At 64.1% G+C, this 23,587-nt stretch carries 18 protein-coding genes; 5 read left to right on the forward strand and 13 right to left on the reverse strand.

The features are described from left to right. Window positions 1-54: 54 nt before the first annotated feature. Window positions 55-375 carry an ATP-dependent Clp protease adapter ClpS gene (gene clpS, locus V6X73_RS01130; RefSeq protein WP_367958161.1) on the reverse strand — a complete coding sequence of 107 codons (321 nt, stop codon included), beginning with the start codon at window positions 373-375 and terminating at the stop codon, window positions 55-57. A 91-nt stretch (window positions 376-466) separates the two neighbouring features. Between clpS and mnmA the strand changes: the two genes are divergently transcribed. The 3 genes from mnmA to acnA all read left to right on the forward strand — a co-directional run bounded on the left by mnmA (window position 467) and on the right by acnA (window position 5,076). Beyond that, window positions 467-1,588 carry a tRNA 2-thiouridine(34) synthase MnmA gene (mnmA, locus tag V6X73_RS01135; protein WP_367958160.1) on the forward strand — a complete coding sequence of 374 codons (1,122 nt, stop codon included), beginning with the start codon at window positions 467-469 and terminating at the stop codon, window positions 1,586-1,588. After that, a complete protein-coding gene (gene hflD, locus V6X73_RS01140; protein WP_367958159.1) occupies window positions 1,575-2,201 on the forward strand; it encodes a high frequency lysogenization protein HflD in 627 nt (208 codons plus the stop codon). The genes mnmA and hflD overlap by 14 nt, the downstream gene beginning before the upstream one ends. A gap of 124 nt (window positions 2,202-2,325) precedes the next feature. Next, window positions 2,326-5,076 carry an aconitate hydratase AcnA gene (gene acnA / locus V6X73_RS01145; protein ID WP_367958158.1) on the forward strand — a complete coding sequence of 917 codons (2,751 nt, stop codon included), beginning with the start codon at window positions 2,326-2,328 and terminating at the stop codon, window positions 5,074-5,076. An 80-nt stretch (window positions 5,077-5,156) separates the two neighbouring features. Here acnA and V6X73_RS01150 read toward each other — a convergent pair whose 3' ends face one another. The 6 genes from V6X73_RS01150 to V6X73_RS01175 form a co-directional block, all read right to left on the reverse strand. Continuing rightward, entirely contained in the window at window positions 5,157-5,327 is a 171-nt protein-coding gene (locus V6X73_RS01150; protein ID WP_367958157.1) for a hypothetical protein, read from the reverse strand. Further along, a complete protein-coding gene (locus V6X73_RS01155; RefSeq protein ID WP_367958156.1) occupies window positions 5,327-6,682 on the reverse strand; it encodes an amidase in 1,356 nt (451 codons plus the stop codon). Before V6X73_RS01155 ends, V6X73_RS01150 begins: the two co-directional genes overlap by 1 nt. After that, window positions 6,675-8,093: a TRAP transporter large permease gene (locus V6X73_RS01160; protein ID WP_367958155.1), complete on the reverse strand. Its 1,419-nt coding sequence runs from the start codon at window positions 8,091-8,093 to the stop codon at window positions 6,675-6,677. Before V6X73_RS01160 ends, V6X73_RS01155 begins: the two co-directional genes overlap by 8 nt. Beyond that, window positions 8,090-8,707: a TRAP transporter small permease subunit gene (locus V6X73_RS01165; protein ID WP_367958154.1), complete on the reverse strand. Its 618-nt coding sequence runs from the start codon at window positions 8,705-8,707 to the stop codon at window positions 8,090-8,092. The genes V6X73_RS01160 and V6X73_RS01165 overlap by 4 nt, the downstream gene beginning before the upstream one ends. Window positions 8,708-8,787: 80 nt before the next feature. Beyond that, complete coding sequence (locus V6X73_RS01170; protein ID WP_367958153.1) at window positions 8,788-9,960, reverse strand: TRAP transporter substrate-binding protein; 1,173 nt, start codon at window positions 9,958-9,960, stop codon at window positions 8,788-8,790. 145 nt (window positions 9,961-10,105) lie between these two features. Further along, complete coding sequence (locus V6X73_RS01175; RefSeq protein WP_367958152.1) at window positions 10,106-12,280, reverse strand: malate synthase G; 2,175 nt, start codon at window positions 12,278-12,280, stop codon at window positions 10,106-10,108. A gap of 157 nt (window positions 12,281-12,437) precedes the next feature. Here V6X73_RS01175 and sthA point away from each other — a divergent pair, with 157 nt between their 5' ends. Together sthA and ppk1 are read left to right on the forward strand one after the other, a co-directional pair. Then, complete coding sequence (sthA, locus tag V6X73_RS01180; RefSeq protein ID WP_367958151.1) at window positions 12,438-13,835, forward strand: Si-specific NAD(P)(+) transhydrogenase; 1,398 nt, start codon at window positions 12,438-12,440, stop codon at window positions 13,833-13,835. A gap of 79 nt (window positions 13,836-13,914) precedes the next feature. Then, the gene (gene ppk1 / locus V6X73_RS01185) at window positions 13,915-15,993 is read left to right on the forward strand and encodes a polyphosphate kinase 1 (protein ID WP_367958150.1); all 2,079 of its coding nucleotides are present in this window, start codon (window positions 13,915-13,917) and stop codon (window positions 15,991-15,993) included. Between the two features lie 9 nt (window positions 15,994-16,002). Here ppk1 and ppx read toward each other — a convergent pair whose 3' ends face one another. The 6 genes from ppx to relA all read right to left on the reverse strand — a co-directional run bounded on the left by ppx (window position 16,003) and on the right by relA (window position 23,510). Continuing rightward, window positions 16,003-17,517, reverse strand: a complete 1,515-nt coding sequence (gene ppx / locus V6X73_RS01190; protein ID WP_367958149.1) for an exopolyphosphatase — start codon at window positions 17,515-17,517, stop codon at window positions 16,003-16,005. Then, the gene (locus V6X73_RS01195) at window positions 17,514-18,599 is read right to left on the reverse strand and encodes a GGDEF domain-containing protein (protein ID WP_367958148.1); all 1,086 of its coding nucleotides are present in this window, start codon (window positions 18,597-18,599) and stop codon (window positions 17,514-17,516) included. The genes ppx and V6X73_RS01195 overlap by 4 nt, the downstream gene beginning before the upstream one ends. Then, a complete protein-coding gene (locus V6X73_RS01200) occupies window positions 18,596-18,991 on the reverse strand; it encodes a DUF2721 domain-containing protein (protein WP_367958147.1) in 396 nt (131 codons plus the stop codon). Before V6X73_RS01200 ends, V6X73_RS01195 begins: the two co-directional genes overlap by 4 nt. A gap of 23 nt (window positions 18,992-19,014) precedes the next feature. After that, the gene (locus V6X73_RS01205; protein WP_367958146.1) at window positions 19,015-19,557 is read right to left on the reverse strand and encodes a hypothetical protein; all 543 of its coding nucleotides are present in this window, start codon (window positions 19,555-19,557) and stop codon (window positions 19,015-19,017) included. A gap of 91 nt (window positions 19,558-19,648) precedes the next feature. Then, window positions 19,649-21,250, reverse strand: a complete 1,602-nt coding sequence (locus V6X73_RS01210) for an ExeM/NucH family extracellular endonuclease (protein WP_367958145.1) — start codon at window positions 21,248-21,250, stop codon at window positions 19,649-19,651. A 52-nt stretch (window positions 21,251-21,302) separates the two neighbouring features. Next, window positions 21,303-23,510: a GTP diphosphokinase gene (gene relA, locus V6X73_RS01215; RefSeq protein WP_367958144.1), complete on the reverse strand. Its 2,208-nt coding sequence runs from the start codon at window positions 23,508-23,510 to the stop codon at window positions 21,303-21,305. Window positions 23,511-23,587 lie beyond the last annotated feature (77 nt).

Raw genomic sequence — 23,587 nt, forward strand, 5'->3', positions numbered from 1 at the left:
CTCCCACCTGGCTTGCTGCCTGCTTGGACCCGCCGGCGGCGGATGTGTTCCTGTTCATGCCGGCTCCATGGTGCACATCAGCGGGTGATTGTGCTCGCGGGCATATTCGGTGACCTGGTCAACCTTGGTTTCGGCCACGTCGCGGCTGAACACCCCGCAAACCCCCTTGCCCCGGGTGTGGACATGGAGCATCACCTGCGTTGCCTGCTCCCGATCCATGCGGAAGAAGGTCTGTAATATCTCTACCACGAACTCCATGGGCGTGTAGTCATCGTTGAGAAGGATGACCCGGTACAGGGGCGGCTCCTTGACCTCGGGATCGGCCTCCTGGACCGACAGGTCGTCCTCCCGTAGCGGCTCGTTTTCTTCGCTCATGGGCACGGACCCCGGGATTGCGGCGTAATAAATGGTCAGAGTGGCAATTCTAAAAGCTGATGCCTGCCCCGCCAATGTTATCCTCTCACACATGAATGATGACCCCCTGGTGATCGTCGGCCTCTCTGGTGGTGTGGACTCCGCCGTCAGCGCCTGGTTGCTGCAAAGGCAGGGCTACCGGGTCGAGGGGCTTTTCATGAAAAACTGGGAAGATGACGATGACAGCGGCCACTGCAGTGCCGAGGCCGACTACGCCGACGCCCGACAGGTGGCCGACACCCTGGGGATTGCCCTGCATCGGGTCAACTTTGCGGCCGCCTACCGGCAGCAGGTCTTTGATCACTGCCTCGACGAGTTTCGGGCCGGTCACACCCCCAACCCGGACATTCTCTGCAATCAGCACATCAAGTTTCGGGCCTTTGTCGATCATGCCCGCCGGCTGGGCGCGACATGGATCGCCACGGGGCACTACGCCGGTGTCACCGGACCGACGGGGGAGCGCCGACTGGTTCGCGCCGCCGACAGCAACAAGGACCAGACCTATTTCCTCTACGCGCTGGACCAGTCACAGCTGGCACCGGCGATCTTCCCGCTGGCGACACTGACCAAGGCAAGGGTCCGCGAGCTGGCCGATGAGGCCGGCTTTGCCAACTTCGACAAGCCCGACAGCACCGGTATCTGCTTTATCGGCGAGCGCGACTTTCGCGCCTTCCTCGGACAATACATCGCCGCCGATCCCGGCCCCATCGTCACCGTCGAGGGGGAGACGCTGGGTGAGCACCACGGCCTTGCCTTCTACACCATTGGACAGCGGCGGGGACTCGACCTCGGCGGAATGGCCCGGCACTCGGGATTGCCTTGGTACGTGGTGGACAAAGAGATGGCCGGCAACCGGCTCATTGTCGCCCAGGGCCATGATCATCCGGCGTTGATGAGTCGCGGATTGATCGCCGACGACTGGCATTGGGTGGCCGGTCAACCGCCGGCTGCGCCGATGGCCTGCACTGTCCGGCTGCGACATCGCCAGCCCGAGCAGCGGGCGTGGCTCACACCGGCGCCGGATGGCCGTCACCGGGTGGTTTTCGAACGCCCCCAGCGCGCGGTGACACCGGGCCAGTCGGTGGTGGTCTACGACGAAGTCGCCTGCCTGGGGGGCGGGACGATCACCGAGCGGCTACCGCTCGAGGAGCCGAATCGCCGTGGCGTCGCCTGACTCGGAGCGGGCCATGGCCCTTGGCGCCCTGTTCCTCGCGCTCAAGCAAGTCCGCGAGATTGCCGAGCAGGGGCGTACCGACAACGCCGCGCTTGCCGTCTGCCTGCGCGGACTGCTGGGGCATTATCAAAACGATGTGGAGACACTCTACGGCGAGCCGGGCTGTCTTGATGAAGGCCTTCGCCTGCTGGCCGACCATCTCTCGCAGCCGCGCAACATGCAGCTGACCCGCTATCTGGTCAGCGTACTCCAGCTCGAGCGCAAGCTGCGACGGGATCGCGGCCGACTTGCCGAGGTCGGGGACGGACTGGAACGGGCCCGGGGACAGATGGATTACTTTGGCGAGGTCACGCATCCGAGCGTCATCGCCAGTGTGGCCCAGACCTACAAAGACCGGATCAGCCCCCTTCGACCGCGCATTATCGTGCAGGGCCATGGTCGGTATCTCGAAGACGAACGCCATGCCGCGGCCATCCGGGCATTGCTGCTGGCAGCCATTCGCGCCGCCGGACTATGGCAGGCCAACGGCGGCGGCCGGCTGCGGTTGATATTCGGTCGGCCGCAAATCATCGAGTCCGCGCGCCGCGCCCTCAGCCAGGTGCCCTCGGGGTGATCGAGCGGCGCGTCGGGACTGCCGTTGCGGCGCTGCATCATGTATAATCCGGCGCCACGTCAACGGCGACGATACTCAGTATAAAGCAACGTGCCTTGCGCGCACTGCGATTTCGGGAGGAACCATGAGTAACAGTTACAACGCCCGCCAGACGCTGGACGTCAAGGGCAAACAATACGAAATCTACCGGTTGGATGCGCTCAAGGAACGCTACGACGTCGACCGCCTGCCTTTCTCGTTGAAGGTGCTGCTGGAGAACCTCCTGCGCAAGGAAGACGGACGCAATGTGACCACCGAGCAAATCGAGGCGCTCTGCAACTGGGACCCCAAAGGCGGCCCCGGCGAGCAGGTGTCGTTCATGCCCGCCCGGGTGGTGCTGCAGGATTTCACCGGTGTACCGGCCGTGGTTGACCTGGCGGCGATGCGCGACGCCATGCAGCGTCTCGGTGGCGACCCCGAACTGATCAATCCGCTCGAGCCGGCGGATCTGGTGATCGACCACTCGGTCATGGTGGACCATGCCGGCAGCAACAATGCGCTGGATCTCAACACCAAGATCGAGTTCAAGCGCAACGAAGAGCGCTACAAGTTCCTGCGCTGGGGACAGAAGGCGTTCTCCAACTTCCGTGTGGTCCCGCCGGGCACCGGCATTGTCCACCAGGTCAATCTGGAATATCTCTCCAAGACGGTCTTCACCAAGGAAACCGATGACGGCACGCTGGCCTACCCGGACACACTGGTCGGCACCGACTCGCATACCACCATGGTCAACGGCCTGGGCGTCCTGGGCTGGGGCGTGGGCGGCATCGAGGCGGAGGCCGCCATGCTGGGCCAGCCCATCACCATGCTCATTCCCGAAGTCATCGGCTTCAAGCTCACCGGCGAGCTGCCCGAGGGTGCAACGGCCACCGATCTGGTGTTGACCGTCACCGAGATGCTGCGCAAGAAGGGCGTGGTCGGCAAGTTCGTCGAGTTCTTCGGCGATGGCCTGGATAACCTGCCGCTCGCCGATCGCGCCACCATCGGCAACATGGCGCCGGAGTACGGGGCGACCTGCGGGATCTTTCCGGTCGACAACGAGACCATCGAGTATCTGCGGGTCTCGGGCCGTGACCAGGGGACCATCGACCTGGTCGAGGCCTACGCCCGCGAGCAGGGCATGTGGCGCGAGACCGGCTCGCGCCACGCCGATTACACCGACGTGGTCGAGCTGGACATGGGTCAGGTGGTCCCGAGCATCGCCGGGCCCAAGCGGCCACAGGATCGCATCCCGCTCACCGAAGCCAAGCGCTCGTTCCTCGATCATCTCGAAAACGAGCTGACCGCCCGCGGAACCATGCCGGACGCCGACGAGGCGCGCTTCGAGGGCGAGGGAGGCGACACCGCCCCCGGCAATCAGCTGCTGCATGAGACCGGCGCGGTTCAGGTGGACATGGATGGCCAGTCCTTCACCCTCAACCACGGCGATGTCGTGATTGCCGCGATCACCTCTTGCACCAACACCTCCAACCCGGCGGTGCTGGTGGCCGCCGGCCTGGTGGCCAAGAAGGCCCACGAGCGCGGCCTGACCAGCAAGCCCTGGGTCAAGACATCGTTTGCGCCGGGGTCTCAGGTGGTCCCGGCCTACCTCGATGATGCGGGGCTCATGAAGCCGCTGGAGGCCCTTGGCTTTAACGTGGTCGGCTTCGGCTGCACCACCTGCATCGGCAACTCCGGCCCGCTGGCCGAGGAGATCACCGACGCCATCCGCGAAGGGGACCTGATGGTCTCGGGTGTCCTTTCGGGCAACCGCAATTTCGAAGGCCGTATCCACCCGGATGTCCCGGCCAACTATCTGGCGTCGCCGCCGCTGGTGGTGGCCTATGCCCTGGCGGGGTCAACCGCGCGTGATCTGACCAGCGAGCCGCTGGGTGAAGACCACAACGGCAACCCGGTCTACCTCAAAGACGTCTGGCCGAGTCAGAAAGAGATCGCCGATGTCATCGAGGAACACATCAATTCGAAGATGTACCGCGAGCAGTACGCCAACGTCTTCGAGGGTTCTAAAACCTGGCAGGAGCTGCCGACGCCGGCGGGCGAAATCTACGAATGGCCCGATTCCAGCTATGTCCGCAACCCCCCGTACTTCGAGGGGATGGGCCTGGAGCCCGGCGCGGTCTCGGAGATCAAGCAGGCCCGTTGCCTGGTCAAGGTGGGTGACTCGATCACCACCGACCATATCTCGCCGGCCGGTGCAATCAAGGCCGATAGCCCGGCAGGCAAGTACCTGCAGGAGCAGGGCATCATGCCGCAGGACTTCAACAGCTACGGCTCGCGCCGTGGTAACCACGAGGTCATGATGCGCGGGACCTTCGCCAACGTCCGACTGAAAAACGAGTTGGCACCCGGCACCCAGGGAAGCTGGACCACCTACTTCCCGACCGGCGAGCAGATCTCTATCTACGACGCGGCCATGCGTTACAAAGAAGAGCAGACACCCCTGGTGGTGCTGGCCGGCAAGGAATACGGCACCGGTTCGAGCCGTGACTGGGCCGCCAAGGGCACCGCGTTGCTCGGGGTTCGCATGGTCATCGCCGAGACCTACGAGCGTATCCATCGCTCCAATCTGGTCGGCTTTGGTGTGGTACCGCTGCAGTACAAGGACGGTGAGAACGCCGAGACGCTGGGGCTGACCGGCGAAGAGACCTTCAGCATCGATAGTCTCGATGACCAGCCCGGCACCGTGACGGTCCGGGCCGTGACACCGGACGGTGAGGTGAAGAGCTTCGAGGCGCGGGTGCGGATCGACACTCCCACCGAGTGGGAGTACTACCGCAACGGCGGGATCCTGCACTACGTCCTGCGGGATCTGGCGCAGCGCTCTCAAGCGGCCTGAGGCCGGCAACGGGCGAGCCTCGCCCCGATCAAAAAACCCGGCCATGTGCCGGGTTTTTTTTTGATCACATCAAAGTGCTGTCATCCACCACTGTGCTTGCCGACCACGTGGCGCCACATATCATAGGTGGCCAGAACAGCACAGCCGACGATCACGGCAATCAAATCCAGATGGGGCACAAAGATCGGGACGACCACAAGGAATGCCCCGAGCATCAACAAACCGATCAGCGCCATTATTCGGTCGATCATTACGTCTCCTCTCCGTCCGGCTGGCATTGTGCCAGTAGCCAACGTGCCGTGCGCAGCAGCTGTGCATCCTGTCCATAGGCGCCGACCAGCTGAACGCCCACGGGCATCCCGTTTCGACCGCTCAAAAGCGGCAGTGTCACAGCGGGCAGTCCGCACAGTGTCCAGAGTGTGCAGAATATCGGATCCCCCGTGGTTGTGAGATCCGCCGGCGCCTCACCCGGGGCCGCCGGGGTGATGATCGCATCAAACCGCTCGAAAAGCGGCTCAAGCGCCTCGAGCAGGACCGGCTGCATATCGCGGGCGGCCAGATAATCCACCGCCCGGATGCCTTGGCCCTGATCCATGAGCGCTTTAAAGGCATCACTAATCTGGCTGGCATCCCGGTCCAGGTAATGCCCCAGATTACGGGTCATTTCGCTGGCCATGATCGTCGCCAGCCAGCCGGCGCCACGGCCGAAGAGCTCGGGCAGCTCGGTTTCCGTTCCATGCTCACCCAGCACGTCCACCAGCTCGGCAAACCCCGCCCGGGTCTCGGGCTCGAGGCGCTCGCTGAAAGGCGTGTGAACCATGGCGATATCCGGTGTCACCGGCGGCGTGGACTGCGCGATCGGCTGGAGGGGCCCGACGTTGAGATCGCAGTCGCGATCCTCGTCATCCGGGCCCATTGCCGCGGCCGCGAGCGTGATGTCGTCGATGCTACGGGCGAAAAACCCGACGTGGTCCAGCGAGGGGGCCGCTTTGAGCACACCGGTGCGGGGGACCGTCCCGTAGCTGGGCTTGTACCCCACCACACCACAGAAAGACGCCGGCCGGATCACCGAGCCATTGGTCTGGGTACCCACGGCAAAGGGCACCATACCAGCGGCCACCGCGGCGGCGGATCCGCTGGACGAACCCCCGGGGGTTCGCGTTGGGTCATGCGGGTTCTTTGTCGCCCCGGGATGGAAATAGGCAAGCTCGCTGGTCACCGTCTTGCCAACGATGATCGCCCCGGCATTACGCAAACGCTGGGTGACCGTGGCATCCTCAAGCGGCCGGTGACCGGCATCCAGCGGTGTGCCGTTATGGGTCGGCAAACCGCGGGCATCGATAATATCCTTCAGCCCCACCGGGACGCCGTGCAACGGCCCGAGCGGCAGCCCCTGGGCCCGACGGCGATCGGCTTCCTTTGCCTGCATGATCGCCAACCGCTCGTCATAGTGCGCCCAGGCCTGGATATCTGGCTCGGAGGCTTCGATCCGTTCGAGGCAGGCCCGGGTCACCGCTTCGGCTGTCAGTACACCGTCCGCCAGATGGCCGGCAAGCGCCGTCGCCGTCAGCGTCGATGGATCACCGATCTCAACCCGCTCAGCCATAGACCGTGTCCGGAAGCCAGAAGACGATCTCGGGGAAGACGTAGAGCACCACCATCGCCACCAGGACAAAGAACAGGAATGGCATACAGCCTTTGAATATCTGCATCAGCTGCACCGATGGCGGCGCGATGCCCTTGAGATAGTAGGCCGACATGGCCATTGGCGGTGTCAGGAACGACGTCTGCAGGTTAAGCGCCACCAGGATGCCGAAAAACAGAGGATCCACGCCAAAGATCTCGAGCAGCGGCAGGAAGATGGGCACGAAGATGATGATGATCTCGGACCACTCCAGCGGCCAGCCGAGCAAAAAGATGATCAACTGCGCCAGGATCAGGAACGTAATGGTGTTGAGGTTGAGCCCGGTGACAAACTCGGTGATCAGATGCTCACCACCGAGGTAGGAGAACACCGACGAAAACGTCCAGGAGCCCACGAACAGCCAGCACACCATGGCGGTGGTCTTGAGCGTGAGATACACCGAATCGCGGAGCTTGTCCCAGGTCAGCGCCCGGTAGATGGCGGCCAAGCCGAGCCCGCCGAGTGCACCGGCCGAGGCCGCCTCGGTCGGTGTTGCCAGGCCGAAGAGGATCGACCCGAGCACGGCAATGATCAGTACCGCCAGCGGCACAAACGAGGTGAGGATCATCACCACCAGTTTGCCCATGGAGACATCGCCGACCTCGTCATCGGTGGGCTTGGGTGCCACCGACGGCTGCAGAAAGCTGCGCACCACGATGTAGGTGATATAAAGCCCCGCCAGCAACAGCCCCGGGAAAAGGGCCCCGGCATAGAGCCGGACGATCGAGGTCCCGGTGGCCGCCGCGTAGACGATCAGCATGATGGAAGGCGGGATGAGGATCCCGAGTGTCCCGCCGGCGCAGATCACCCCCGAGGCGAAGGAGTTGTTGTACCGGGCATTGAGCATCGCCGGCAATGCCAGCAGCCCCATGAGCGTGACCACCGCCCCGACGATGCCGGTGGCCGTCGCGAACAGCGTACAGGTAATCAGCGCCGCCACCGCCATGGCCCCCGGGACCCGGCGCGCGGCAATGTAGAGCGTGGAGAACAGCCGCTCGACGATGTTCGAACGCTCGACGATATAGCCCATGAACAAGAACAAGGGCACCGCGGTGAGCACTTCGTTGGCCATGACAGAGTAGGTCTGGTTGACGAACAGATCGAAGATGCGGTTGTTGAGAAACCCCTCGAGGTAGGCCTGCCAGACCTGCCAGCCTTCGGCCCCCTCTTCGACAAGCCGCTCATAGCCACGCCACATGCGACCGCCGTCGAAGTAGGCGAAATAGCCAAAGCCGATCCCCAGCGCCATCAAGGTAAAGGCGATCGGAAACCCCAGGAAGATACAGAGAATGAAGACCCCTAACATCAGGATCCCGATTTGGGGATCGGTCATCGCTCATTTCCTCCTGCGGTCGATGGATTGGTCTCGGGGTTGTCGGTGAAGTCCTGGCCACCGCTTTCCAGCAACTGATCCTCGAGCTCGGTGACATCGCGGACGTCGGCGGGCCATTCACCGCTGCGGATGCAGACAATGCAGCGGCATACCTGGGCGATGCCCTGGATGAACAGCAAAACCGCGCCTACCACCAGCATCGTCTTGAAGTGGAAAATTGGCACCCCCGCCGGCGAGAAAACGCTGGTCTCCATGTACTGCCACGAGCGTGAGGCATATTTTCCGCCGGCAAAGATCAACGCCAGGATGCCGGGAAAGAAGAAAATGAAATAAAGGATCAGCTCGACGATCGCCTGGGTGCGCGGCTTCCAGAGGCGATAGAGAAAGTCACCGCGGACGTGGGCGTTTCGGGACAGGGTATAGGCACCCCCCACCATGAAAAGCGTGCCGTAGAGGATGTACGACATGTCGTAGGCCCAGGCCGTCGGCGCGTTGAACAGATAACGCGACAACACCTCGTAACCCATGCCAAAGGCCATGAGCAGAATGAGCCAGGCAAAGCTTCTCCCGACCCATGTCGTCAATCGATCAATCAAATGGATGACCTGAAGCATAGATCACTCTTGGTTGTGCGATAAAAATAAATCTGCCCCGGTGCGTAGACCGGGGCAGTGTCGTCGGCGTGGCGCCGGCCTTACATGTTGAGCCGGCCGGGGAAGAAGTGCTCGTAAGCGAGCTGCAGATCCGGCTGGTTCATGAGCTCGTAGAACACGGTGCGCTCCACCCACTCCTTCTGGCTTTCCATGACGCGGCGCATGAAGCTGTCCTCTTCCAGCGTCGGGATGAGGGTGCTCCAGGCCTCGAGCTGCGCGGCCAGGATTTCGTCCGAGGTCCGGTGAACGGTGACGCCGGATTCGGTCTGAAGCGCCTCGAGATCCGCCGAGTAGCGGTCCAGCGCGCTGGCCGTGTTGGACGTCGATGTCGCCTCGACGGCATGCATGAGGATGGCCTGCAGATCATCGTCCATGCTCTCGAGCATATCCCGATTGAACAGCCACTCGAACGATTCACTGGCCTGATGATACGAGCCGAGGTAGTAGTTCTTGGCAACGTCCTGGGCGCCGAAGTCGCTGTCCGAAGACGGGTTGTTGAACTCGAACGCGTCAATGACGCCGCGCTCCATGGCCGGGACGATTTCGCCACCGGGCAGCTGGGCGACGGCCATGCCCATCTCCTGGAGCAGATCGGCGGCCAGGCCCACGGTGCGGTACTTCAGGCCCTGGATGTCCTGAACCGTGGTGACGTCGGCGTCCTTGAACCAGCCGAACGGCTGCGAGGGCATCGGGAAGCCGAACATGCCAACCACATTGAGCCCCATGATGTCCTGGGTCAGCTCGCGATAGAGCTCGCGGCCGCCACCGGCATACCACCAGGCCAGCATATTGTTGGCGTCACCCCCCCAGACCGGGCCGGTGCCAAAGAGCGAGGCGGCCTTGTTCTTGCCATACCAGTAGACGGGCACGTCGTGACCGATATCCAGCACGCCGTCACTCACGGCGTCCATCACCTGGAAGGCCTTGACCACGGCCCCGGCGGGCAGCAGGTCGATCTGGATGCGGCCACCGGACATGCTGTGGACCCGATCCACATACTCGCGGGCGAAATCGTTCCAGATGTTGCCGCCACCCCAGGCGGTCTGCATCTTGAGCACGATCGGCGACTGGGCGTTGACATACGGTGCCCCGACGATCGTGGTGCCTGCGGCGACCCCTCCAGCGGCGGCAAGGCTGCCTTTGAGGAATTTGCGGCGGGAGCCATCGGGCTGCGCCGAGTCTTTCTTGACGCTCTCCACTTTGGAATCGGTCATTGCTTCTCTCCTCCAGTTTCGGGAAAACCGCCCCGCAGGGCGCTCTCGCTAGACCCGATGCCCGACGGATTGTCGGGTCAAATTGGTCTGGCCAAAGACTAGACCATATCTGTGCCCCGCTCGCAAATGGTCTGTGCCATTTGGATCATTCTGCTGACCGGGCCTTGAGTGCGAGCCGGTGGGCGTGGAGTAGCGGCTCGGTGTAGCCACTGGGCTGCTCGCGCCCCTTGAAAACCAGATCACAGGCAGCCTGGAAGGCGATCCCGTCAAATGCCGGCGCCATCGGCTGGTAGGTCGGATCATCGGCATTCTGCCGGTCCACCACCGCGGCCATGCGCTTCATCGTCTCCATGACCTGATCCTCCGAGACGATGCCGTGATGGAGCCAATTCGCGATGTGCTGACTGGAGATACGCAGGGTGGCCCGGTCTTCCATCAAGCCGACATCGCTGATGTCCGGCACCTTCGAGCAGCCCACGCCGTGGTCAATCCACCGCACCACATAACCCAGGATGCCCTGGCAGTTGTTTTCCAGTTCGGCGCGAATGGCCTCATCACTCCAATCCGGGTTATCCGCCACCGGAATGGTCAACAGATCATCCATGCTGCTGCGGTGGCCGCCCGCGAGGGCCTTTTGCTGCTCTCGCACATCGACCTGATGGTAATGGGTGACATGGAGCGTCGCGGCCGTGGGCGATGGCACCCAGGCGCAGTTCGCGCCGGCGCGGGGGTGGCCGATCTTGGCTTCGAGCATATCGGCCATGCGATCGGGCATGGCCCACATCCCCTTGCCGATCTGCGCATGCCCCGGCAAGCCGCAGTCCAGACCGGTGTCGACGTTCCAGTCCTCGTAGGCGTTCAGCCACCGCGACTGCTTCATCTCGCCTTTGCGGATCATGGGGCCGGCTTCCATGCTGGTGTGGATCTCATCGCCGGTGCGGTCGAGAAAGCCCGTGTTGATGAAGATCAGCCGTTCGCGGGCGGCGTTGATGCAGGCCTTGAGGTTGAGCGTGGTGCGACGCTCCTCGTCCATCACTCCCACCTTGAGGGTGTTGGCGGGCAGATCAAGCACCTGTTCGACCCGGCTGAAAAGCTCGACGGTCAATGCGACCTCGTCGGGCCCGTGCATCTTGGGCTTGACGATGTAGACACTGCCGGTGCGACTGTTACCGCCCTCGCGCTGGAGATCGTGCATGGCAATCAGCGAAGTGCACATGGCATCGAGCATGCCTTCGGGCAGTTCGTTGCCTTGGGCATCCAGCACCGCCGGCGTGCTCATCAGATGCCCCACGTTGCGCACCAGCATCAGGCTGCGCCCCGGCAGCGTGAGTGGCTCGCCATCGGCGCCGGTATAGCGTCGATCCGGGTTGAGCTGGCGGGTCACGGGGTGTCCCTGCTTGTAGAAAGTCTCTTGCAGATCGCCCCGCATCAGGCCCAGCCAGTTACGGTAGACCAGCGCCTTGTCCTCGCCATCGACGGCGGCCACCGAATCCTCACAGTCCTGGATGGCCGTGACCGCCGACTCGAGTATGACGTCGCGCACGCCGGCCGGATGGTTCTGACCGATGGGATCCTCGGCATCGATGCTGATCTCGGCATGCAGGCCATTGTTGCGAAGCAATACCGCCGATGGTTGCTCGCCGCCGGCAAACCCTGCGAACTGCCCCGGGTCCTTGAGCCCGGTCTCGCCCCCACCCTCGAGGGTCACCGAGAGGGCATGGCCGGCCTGGTCGGCGACCACCCGATAGGCGGTCACATCGGCATGGTTGCCGGCAGCCAGGGGGAAATTCGCATCCAGAAAGGCGGCGGCCCAGGCCACCACACGGCGGCCCCGCTCGGGGTTGAAGCCGCGGGTTTTCTCGGCACCGTCGGCTTCCGGGATGACATCCGTGCCGTAGAGCGCGTCGTAGAGACTGCCCCATCGGGCGTTGGCAGCGTTGAGGGCGTAGCGGGCGTTATTGACCGGCACCACCAGCTGCGGGCCGGCGACCTCGGCCACTTCGCGGTCGACATTGGCCGTGGTCACCGCCACCTCGCCCGGGTCGGCCTCGAGGTAGCCGATCTCTTCGAGAAACGCCCGGTAGGCGGGATCGGCATGGCGGCCGGGGTTGTCGCGGTGCCACTGATCGATCCGGGCCTGCAGCGCCTCACGTCGCTCGAGCAGCGCCGCATTGCGAGGCCCGAGATCGCCGACAATGGCCGCCAGCCCCTGCCAGAAAGCATCGGCATCAACGCCGGTGCCCGGAATGGCTTCGCGGTTGATCAGTTCGTAAAGGGGTTTGGCAATCTGCAACCCAGCGGCTTCGACGCGCTCGCTCATGGCCTCTTCCTCGTTGGTGGTTTTTCTGTCGTGGACGAATGGCTCGCTAAAATAAACCAGCGTCGCGACCCTTTAAACCCGCGCAAGCCCCGCCCACCCCATGAAGCATGGTCGACGAGCTGCTAAAATCGCGGGTTTGCATCGCAGGGCAGCGGCAATGGCAGAGATGCATTTCGACGCAATCGTACTGGGCAGCGGGCCGGGCGGCGAAGGCGCCGCGATGAAACTGGCCAAAAGCGGCCGGTCGGTGGCCATGGTCGAGCGCTACCGGGAGGTGGGCGGCGGCTGCACTCACTGGGGCACGATCCCCTCCAAAGCGCTCCGTCACAACATCCGGCGACTGATGGAGTACAACGACTCGCCGCTCTTTCGCAAAGCCGGCGAGCCCCGTCATCTGTCCTTCCCCACCATGCTGGGCCATGCCCGTCAGGTGATCGACGACCAGGTCGGGCTGCGCAGTCGGTTTTACCTGCGCAACGATGTCCCCATCCTCAAAGGGCCGGCGCGATTTGTCGGGCCCCACGAGATCGCGGTGACCGACCCGGACGGCACGGTCAATCACTACAGCGCCGATCGATTTTTGATTGCCACCGGCTCGCGCCCGTATCAGCCATCCGACGTCGACTTCAGCCACCCGCGCATCTGCGACAGCGACCAGATTCTCAGCCTCAGCCACACCCCGCGGAATATTGTTATCTACGGCGCCGGTGTCATTGGCAGCGAATATGCCTCGATCTTTCGGGGGCTGGGGGTCAAGGTCGACCTGATCAATACCCGCGAACGCATGCTGGCCTTTCTCGATGATGAGATTTCCGACGCGCTGTCCTATCACCTGCGCGAACACGGTGTACTGATTCGCCATCGCGAGGAGTACGACCATATCGAAGCCGACGACGACGGGGTGACGCTGGCGCTGCAGTCGGGCAAACGCATCCGTGGTGATCTGCTGCTCTGGGCCAACGGGCGCACCGGCAACACCGATGACATGGGCCTCGAGGCGCTGGGCATCCAACCCAACGGACGGGGGCAGATCGAAGTCGATGAGCACTTCCGCACCAACCAGCCCCACATCTATGCGGTAGGCGATGTGATTGGCTACCCCAGCCTGGCCAGCGCGGCCTATGACCAGGGTCGGTTTGCCGCAACCCACATGGTCGAGGGCGATTGCGACTATCGCCTCGCCCATGACGTGCCCACCGGCATCTACACCATCCCCGAGATCAGCTCGGTGGGACGCAACGAACAAGAGCTCACCGACGCCCGCGTCCCGTACGAGGTCGGTCATGCCTTTTTCAAGGATCTCGCCCGGGCGCAGATTTCGGGACAGACCACCGGCATGCTCAAGCTGCTTTTCCATGCCGAGACACTCGAGCTCCTCGGCATCCACTGTTTTGGCGACCAAGCGGCAGAGATCGTCCACATCGGCCAGGCAATCATGGCGCAGCCCGCACCCAACAACACCCTGCGCTATTTCATGAACACCACCTTCAACTATCCGACCATGGCCGAGGGTTACCGGGTCGCGGCACTGAACGGTTACAACCGGGTTCGATGAGCGGCACTGTCGGGGTGGCCGGTCATCGAGCGGTAACACGGCTGTCGCAAACTCCCTTGGGGCAAACAGAGCAGGGTCGATGACGAATACGGATCTCAGCCATCCCGATCTCTATCTCAACCGCCAGCTCAGCCTGCTGGCATTCAATCGTCGGGTGCTCGCACAGGCCGCCGACACGGCCAATCCGTTGCTCGAGCGGCTGAAGTTTCTTTGCATTGCCAGCTCGAACATGGACGAGTTCTTCGAGATCCGGGTCGCTGGACTGCGCCAGGCACGAGAGATGGGCGTGGGCGCAGGCGGCGCGGACAATCGCACCCCTCAACAGGTCCTGCGCGAGATCAGTGAGCGTGCCCACGACCTGGTCGAAGAACAGTACCGGCTACTCAATGACGAGGTCACACCGGCGCTTGCCGAGGCGGGCATCCGCTTTTTGCGCCGCAATGAGTGGACGCCGGCGCAACAGAAATGGATTCGGGGGTATTTCGAAACCGAGCTGCTTCCCATCCTCAGCCCGCTCGGCCTGGATCCGGCCCATCCGTTTCCGCAGGTGCTCAACAAAAGCCTCAACTTTATCGTCTCGCTCGAGGGACGGGATGCCTTTGGCCGCAACAGCGGTATGGCGGTGGTCCAAGCCCCGCGTGCCCTGCCCCGCATCATCCAGCTGCCGCCGGAGCTTGAGGGCAATGGCGCTTACGACTTCGTTTTCCTCTCATCGATCATTCACGCCCATGTCACGGATCTCTTCCCCGGCATGAATGCCACCGGCTGCTATCAATTCCGGGTGACCCGCAACAGCGACCTGTATGTGGACGAAGAAGAGGTGGATGATCTGTTGCGGGCGATGGAAGGCGAGTTGGCATCACGCCGCTACGGCGATGCGGTCCGCCTCGAGGTCGCCGCCAACTGCCCGGATCACATGGCCAATTTTCTGCTCGAGGAATTCCGGCTCGAGCCCGACGACCTCTACCAGGTCAACGGTCCGGTCAACCTCAACCGCCTGCTGGCGGTCTGCGACATCGTCGACCGCCCGGAGCTCAAATACCCGGGGTTCACGCCGGGTCTGCCGGCCGAGCTCCGCCACGGGGGTGATCTGCTCAAGGTCATGCGCCAGCATGATGTGCTGCTCCATCACCCGTTCGAATCCTTCGCTCCGGTCGTCGAGCTGCTCCGTCAGGCGGCACAGGACCCGGATGTGCTGGCCATCAAACAGACCCTCTACCGAACCGGTCCGGATTCGGCGGTGGTGGAACACCTGGTCAACGCGGCGCGCGCGGGTAAAGAGGTCACCGTGGTGGTCGAGCTGCGGGCCCGCTTTGACGAGGCGGCCAATATCGGACTGGCCAACCGGCTGCAGGAAGCCGGCGCCCATGTGGTCTACGGCGTAGTAGGGCACAAAACCCACGCCAAGATGATCCTGGTCGTCCGCCGCGAGGGCCGACGGCTGCGGCATTACGTCCATCTGGGCACGGGCAACTATCACTCGCGGACCGCCCGGCTTTATACCGACTACGGGCTGCTCACCGCCGATCCGGATATCGGCGAAGACGTCCATCGGGTGTTTTTGCAGCTCACCAGCCTGGGGAAGGTCTCGGATCTTACCCACCTGCTGGAGTCGCCCTTCACCCTGCACCCGGCCATGATCGAGAAAATCGGGCGCGAACAGGCCCATGCCGAAGCCGGCCGGGATGCCCGGATCATCATCAAGGTCAACTCGCTGGTCGAACCCAAGGTCATCCGGGCGCTCTACGCCGCGTCCCAGGCGGGCGTCGAGATCGATCTGATTGTTCGCGGCATGTGCTGCCTGCGGCCGGGGATCCCGGGTGTGAGCGACAACATCCGTGTGCGCTCGATCATCGGCCGCTTTCTCGAACACACCCGGGTGTTCTACTTCGCCAACCACACCGAGCCCGAGCTCTATTGCAGCTCAGCCGACTGGATGGAGCGCAACTTCTTCCGTCGGGTGGAGACCTGCTTTCCACTGGTCGATGGCGAATTGCGCCAGCGGGTGTTGTCCGATCTCGAGATCTATCTCGCCGACAATGCCCAGGCCTGGCTTCTCGATGCCGATGGTGAATATCAGCGCGCCGGCCCGGCGGCAGAGGGTCCGGCGGTTTCTGCGCAGCAACAACTGCTCGCCCGCTATGCCGAGGATGGTTAGACGCCGGGCTCAGCCCCGGCTTGTCAGCAACCTGTAGCCGGCCACGGCAATATAGTCCGCCTCTTCCTGCAGATCAGCCTCGATCAGCGCGTGCCCCGCCCCACCGCGATCCGCAAGAGCCAGGTGCAATGTCTTGCCCTCGGTGGTCGCCGAGACCGGCGGCGGTGGCTCGGCGGTCCGGGCACGGTGCAGCGTGGTCGCCAGTCGCAGCACGATGGCAAGACGCATTGCCGGGCGTTGCCAGTATTGGGGCAGCTCACGGAAAACCGCACGCGGGAACTTGCGCCGATGGGCGCGGACCAGTGTCGCGATGACCTGTTGATCTTCGCGCGAGAAGCCCGCCAGGTCGCTGTGGCGGAGGATATACTCGCCATGCTTGTGATACTGGCTGTGAGAGATATCCAGGCCGATTTCGTGGACGGATGCCGCCCAGCGCAGCATATCGGCCATGCCCGGCTCATCGAGCTGCCACGCATCAGCCACCATGCGCCGTAGCTGCTCGGCGGTATCGGCCACCCGCCCGGCATGCTCGGTATCCACGTGATAGCGACGGGCCATGGCGGCAATACTGGCGCTTCGGACATCCTCGTGTCGGATACGACCGAGCAGGTCAAACAAAAGCCCCTCGCGCAACGCGCCATCCGCGGCGTCCATGTGGGCGATTCCAAGCTGGTCAAAGGCGGCGCTGAGCACCGCAAAACCGCCGGGCAGAACCTCGGCGCGACGGGCACTGACACCATCGAGGGTGAGCTTGTTGATGCGACCGGCCTTGATGAGCGCAGCCCGCAACCGGGCAAGCCCGGCAGGGTGGATGCCATTTTCCGACCACCCGTTATCCCGCAGGCAGCGCTCCACCGAGCGGATCGTGCCCGAGGCACCCACGGCCCGTTCCCAGCCGGCACGGCGATACCGCGCTGCGATCGGCTCGAGCTCGCGTCGGGCGGCGAGCTCCGCGGCCTGCAGGGTCTTTTCGGTGATACGGCCATCGGTAAAAAACCGCTGCGTGGCGCTCACACATCCCATGTGCAGGCTTTCCATCTGTCGTGGCACGAAGGCCTCGCCGATGATCAGCTCGGTACTCCCGCCACCGATGTCCATGACCAGCCGGCGTCGGTCATCACCGGCAATGCTGTGGGCGACACCCAGATATACCAGCCGCGCCTCCTCGTAGCCCGAGACGATCTGTATCGGGTGGCCGAGGGCCGCCTGGGCCCGGTCGAGGAAATCATCCGCGGCGCGCAGCTGCCGCAGGGTGTTGGTGCCGACGGCACGAACGGCCTGCGAGGGCAGTCCCCGCAGGCGTTGCCCGAAGCGCTCGAGGCAAGCCAGCGCCCGGTCGCGGGCGGCCGCATCCAGGCGCCGCTTGTCATCCAGCCCGGCGGCCAACCGGACCGGCTCGCGGAGTCGGTCCATCATCCGCAAGCTGTTGCCCTCGGGTCGGGCAACGATCATGTGAAAGCTGTTGGAGCCAAGGTCAACGGCCGCCACCTCGGCATCATCCGTCGGCCGTCGCCGACGCTTCATCGCGACGGATCCGTTTGCCGGGCTTCGGCATCGCTCCGGGCGCGCTCGATGACCTGCCAGATATCGTCATCCGCGGCGGCCAGCAGCCCCACGCCAACCGTGCAGCGTTGCCGGTAATTGGCCGGCAGCCCCGCCATGGGACGTGACTCGATCCGATCGGCTACCCGGGCAGCGACCCGACCGGCCTCGTCGACGTCGGCGTCGGGCAACACGAGCAGGAACTCCTCGCCGCCATAACGGCCCAGGCCGTCGATATCGCGGATACAACCGCGCAGGCGCTGGGCGGTTTCGTACAGCACTTGATCCCCTACCCGGTGACCGAATTCGCGATTGATGCGCTTGAACCGATACAGATCCACCAACAGCACCGCGAGGGGTTGATCGAGCCGATCGGCCCGCTCTCGCTCCTGACCCAGAAAGGCGATGATGGCGCTGCGATTACTCACCCCCGTGAGCGGATCCAGCACCTTGAGGTCGTGGACCTCCTCGCGGGCACGCTGCAGGTCGATCTGCCGTTCTCTCAAGCGCCGGCGCAGGCCACTGACATAGCCGGCAAAGAACCCGCCGCAGGGCGCCAGGGTCCCCAGTGCCACCAGATGCAAGAGTTCGACCTGGGCGTCGAAGGCCGCCGGGCGCTGTTGCCAGACCGCTGTCACCGCCACGCCGTAGCAAACCACCGCAAACACACCCAGGGCCGTGAACTGCCGGGCGTTGAGCCGCAGCACGCCAAACATCAGCAAAACCAGAAACAACAGCAGAATGCCGCCGCGACCACCATCGAGCAGATACATGGTCAGTCCCATGATCAGGCAGACCACAAACATCTGGATACCGGTCAGGCTGGGGTCGGCGAATCGCTCGTTACGCCCCGAGCGCAACAACACATAGAGCGCCAGGTTGACCAGGACGATCAACAACGTGGTCAGCCGCCACTCATGAAAGTCCAGCAGTCCCTGGCGGACATAGAGCCCCATAAAGGCAATGACCAACACGTAGACCGTCGATGCAAGCAAAAAGCGGCGGACCCGCAACGACTGACGCGGATCCTCACCGGGCAACAACGCGCCAAGGGGCAGGTTCATCGGCCCGACTCCATGTCGGCCAGCTGGATATTGAGCGCCGTCACCGAGATCCATATCTCACGGACCGAAAGCGCCAGCGAGAGCATCATCAATACCAGGCTGGCCCCGAACAACCACCCGGCGACTTCGGCGAGGCCACCGAAGAGCACGAACATACTCGCCACACACAGCAGCAGACTGCCCACGCCCGTGGCCTGCATGGACTGGATCAGACGGACCCGCCGGCGAAGGTTATCGATCTGCGCGGCCAGGCTCTGCCGCGGTGTGGTGCTGTACTGCGCCTGAAGGTCACGGATCAGCGAGGCGAGGGCCAGGAAGCGGTTGGTATAGGCCAAAAGCAGGAGGGACACCGCCGGAAAGAGCAATGACGGTGTCCCCAGGGTCAACTCCATTGATGCCTACCCGACGGCCGGACTCAGCGGACGCCACCGGCGCCGGACAACTCCTCGCGTAGCGCCTCGAACCGATCGATCATCCCTGGCACGTCGGCGTCCTGCTCGGTCATGGCCGCCACCATCTCTTCGCGCAGCGCCAACTGGGAGTCCCGGATCCGCTGGTCGTCCATCGCCGCCCGGCGAGCGGCCAGTAGGTCCTGGCGGGTGGACTGGTACTCGCTCATCAACGACTCGCGGCGAGCATCCTCAAGCCCCTCCTGCCGCAGTTCACTGGCGATATCCTGAAGCCGGCGAATGTCCTGCCGCGGACGCACCCCTTCGTCACGCATACGGGCCATCATCTGGTCCTCGAGCTGCGACTGACGCTCGGCCAGCTCGGGATTGGCCTCCATGGTGCTCTGCCGAATCGCCGCCAGCGACTGGCGCAGCGACTGGAGCTCCTGTCGCTTGCCCTGGATATCGCCATCACTGCCCTGGCCAAAGACCGGCGTGGCAAGCCCAAGCGTTAATAGCGCCATCGCCATCCAGACGAGCGATGCCCGGGCGGGGATGATTCGGTCCATGGTCGGCCTCCAGGGGCTGCGTGTTGGTTTAAGGTCAGCAAGTTAGCAGTCTGGCGCCGTTGCCTGTCAACAACGCCGGAGTGGCCCGGGCTCATTCTGCCGGGGGGCGTAGCTCGACAATCACCGGATCATGGTCGGATGCCCGCCAGATTCCCGCCCCGCGGCGGTAGGGATAGGCCGGCTCGTCGGCATTGATATGCCAGATATCCACCGCCTGCACCTGTTCAGACAGCCCACCGCCTGCCAGTGCGTGGTCGATATAACCGCTCTCGCCCCGGTAGTTGTAGGTGTAGCGATCCTGCGGCCGGACGCGAGCGGCGATCAGATCCATAAAACCAGCATCCCGCCAGGTCCGCATCGCGGTCTCGAGGGCATAGGCATTGAAGTCGGCGAGTATCAGCGTCGGCGGCATCGACCCGGGTTCGGGATACAGCCCGTCCAACCAACGCACCAGCGCTCGAGCCTGGGCGTCGCGCCGCTGCGCCCAACAGCCCTGGCCACGGTCGTGATCGCCGCGCTCTGGACAGCCACCCCGGGATTTGAAATGCGCCGCAAGCACGGCGAATTCATCACCCCCGTGACGATCAAACCGCACCCACAGGGGCGGCCGGGGGTGGATGGGTTGGGCAGCGCGTCGCCGCTTTGTCACGCGCAGGCGATCGGGCCGATAGAGGATCACGGTGCGGATGACCGACTCGCCGCCCCCCCGGAAAGCGGCCCGATAGCGGTCCCGCCCCTCCAGCCCACGATTTATGGTGGCCAGCAGATCCTCCACCGCTGCCGCATCGTTTTGCACCTCATGGAGGATGAGCGCGTCGGCGTTGATATGACGGACCACCGATCGCACCCGTTGACGCTGACGCGCGAGATCTCCCGGTGTCCGGGCGCCGCGGCCGCCCAGATCGACAAAGTAATTGCGCAGGTTCCACTGCGCCACCCGCAGCCCGTCACCGGGCCCGGGCGGTTCGGGACGGGGGTTGCGAGGCTCGAAACGCGGCGGATCCAGCGGATGGATCCGCCAATGGCCAAAGGCCCGGGTCAGGATACCGGTAATGTCCCCGACCCGATCCCCGGCCCGCCGCACGCCGTTTTCGTCCACAAAGGGCAGGGGGCGCGGCTGTCGGCGGTAACTGCCGTCATCCAGCAGGACCCCGAGCCGGGCGCCGCCGTCTACGCCATTGGCCGGGTGAAACGGCCGCCCGCCAACCGCCAGGCCCAGGCTGCCGTAGCGGCCAAGGTTGTAGACATCCGCTACGGTCAACGGCCCCTTGAGACGAACAAGCCGATCGGCGAGCGCTGAGAGGCGATGTCGGCGGGTTGCATCCAGCGCGACCGGCGCCACCGGGGCCTTTCCACAAAAGCGCGTCCCTTCGACGGCCTCGAGCTGGACCCGACCGCGATAGCGTCCGGTCCGGGCGCGCAGACGCCATCGCTCGCCGTGTCGTGGCGGGGCCGGCGGCTTGAACCCGGGTGCATAGACGAATACCCCCGCCGGTGGGGTGCCACCCTGCAGATAGAACCCATCCAGCGCGTCCTCGCCCAGAAAACTGGCGGTCACGGTGGCTTCGACCACGACAGGCTCACCCTCGGCGATCGCCTCGCCGGTCAGGCCCGTGACCGCCGCAATCGATGTGGTCCCCGATGCGCCGCATGCCCCCACCGCCCCCTGAACCGGTCCGGCCGCCAGAGCCATCGCGGCCACCAGGACACGAGCCCGGCACCACCCCGGCCATCGGGACGATCGCTTAGCTGGCGCGATGGACATCACGCACGTTTCGCAGTCCGCTGATACGCTCCATGACGCGGCTCAGCTGATCGACATCAAGCACCTCGAGGCTCAACGTCATGCGCGCCATCTGATCACCGGGGTCGGTGCGGGTGTTGACCGCGGTCACGTTGATGCCTTCGTTGTTGAGCAAAGAAGAGATATCACGAATCAATCCCCGCCGGTCGTAGGCCTCGAGGGCTATGTCCACCGGATAATAGCGTTCGCCGGCGGGCTGCCAGCTCACCTCGATGAGTCGCTCCGGGGCCGTATCCTGCAGCCGGCGCAGATTACTGCAGTCGCTGCGGTGGACACTCACGCCCTCGCCCCGGGTAATGAACCCGACAATGGCATCCCCGGGGGCCGGCTGACAGCAGCGCGCCAGCCGGGTCAGCAGATTGCCCACGCCGTGAATGGTGACGTCGTCCTGGTCGCCGCCGGTGGCCGGGCGTCGACGCTGACGGCCGGTCAACCGCGTCTGCGCATCGGCATCGGGCAATAGGCGATCCCGCAGCAGACCGGCGATCTGGGCACCGGTCACTTCACCACGACCGATCGCCGCGAGAAAGTCGTTGAGCCGTGGGTAGCGCGACCGCCCGGCCAGGGCCTCGAGATTGACATCGGCAAGGCCCAGTCGATGGAGCTCGCGCTCGAGGACGTCGCGGCCCTGTTCGATGTTGCGGGCCTGGTCTTGTTGGCGAAACCAGGCGCGAACCCGGGACAGGGCCCGCGGCGAGGTCAGATAGCCCAGCGACGGGTTGAGCCAGTCCCGGCTGGGTTCGGCATTGCGGGCGGTCAGCACCTCGACCTGATCACCGCTTTGCAATGCCTGGGTCAGTGGCACGATACGGCCATTGACCTTGGCGCCACGGCAACGATGGCCAATCTCGCTGTGGATGCTGTAGGCAAAATCCAGCGGCGTACTGCCCCGTGGCAGGTCCACCACATCTCCCCGGGGGGTGATGACATAGACCCGATCCTCGAAGACCTCGGCACGGAAACGGTCGATCAGGTCGCTATCGCTGTCGCTGTCACCGTCGCCGGAGAACTCCAGAAGCTTGCGCAACCAGGCGACCCGGGCATCAAAATCCGGGTCCGAGCCCCGGCCCTCCTTGTAGCGCCAGTGCGCGGCGATGCCGAGCTCGGCCTGTTCGTGCATCTCACGGGTGCGGATCTGGACCTCGACCGTCCGTCCGCCCTCGCCCGCCACCGCGGTATGCAGTGATCGGTAGTCGTTTTCCTTGGGACTGGCGATGTAGTCGTCAAACTCGCGCGGGATGGGCTGCCAGAGGCTGTGCACCAGCCCCAGCGCGGCGTAACAGTCCGGGACGCTGTCCACCAGGATACGCAGTGCCCGCAGGTCATAGAGCTCGTGAAAGCCGAGCCCCTTGCGCTGCATCTTTCGCCAGATGCTGTAGATGTGCTTGGGCCGGCCGGTCACCTCGGCATTGAGCCCGGCCTCGCCGAGCGCCTCCATCAGGCGGCTTCGCATGGCGTCGATGAACCGCTCCCGATCCACCCGCCGCTCGGCCAGCAGGGTGGCGATGCGCTTGTAGGTGTCAGGCTCGAGGTAGCGGAATGAAAGATCCTCGAGCTCCCATTTGATCTGCCAGATGCCCAGTCGATTGGCCAGCGGCGCATACAGATCCAGGGTTTCGCGGGCGATGCGCTTTTGCATCGTCGCATCGCGATCACGCAAAAGCCGCATATCGTGCAGCCGCTCGGCGAGCACCAGAAAGACCACGCGAATATCCCGGGCCATGGCCAGCAGCATCTTGCGCAGTGCCTCGGACCGGGCGCTCTCGTCACCGGCGGTGCCGGCACCATGGAGCCGGCTGACCTGCCCCATGCGCAGACAGCCATCGACCAGACTGGCCACCGGCTCGCCGACCAGACGCCCCAGGGTCGCCACATCCGGCCCCCCGCATACCGGCAGGTCGTGGAGCAGACCGGCGATCAGCGAGTCTGCATCCAGCCCCAGTCCGGCCAGGATGTCGGCAACCGCCCGGGCATGATCCATGCGCCGATCACCGGCGGCCCGTCGCTGGTCGGCGTAATGGGTCTGCGCCAGCGACCAGGCCCGTGCCAGCCGATCACGGTCTTCATCACCCAGATTCAGCGGCAGATCCGCGACCCAGGACACAAAGCCCGGGTCAGCGCCCTGGGCATTCAACGATTCGGTAGTCATGGGTGGGATTTTACCGTCTTGAGGTATTGTTAATCCATACAGTACTGTATATATTAACAGTTATCGCAAATGATGGA

The organism is Spiribacter pallidus, assembly GCF_040838495.1.
In the GTDB taxonomy this organism is placed as follows: domain Bacteria; phylum Pseudomonadota; class Gammaproteobacteria; order Nitrococcales; family Nitrococcaceae; genus Spiribacter; species Spiribacter pallidus.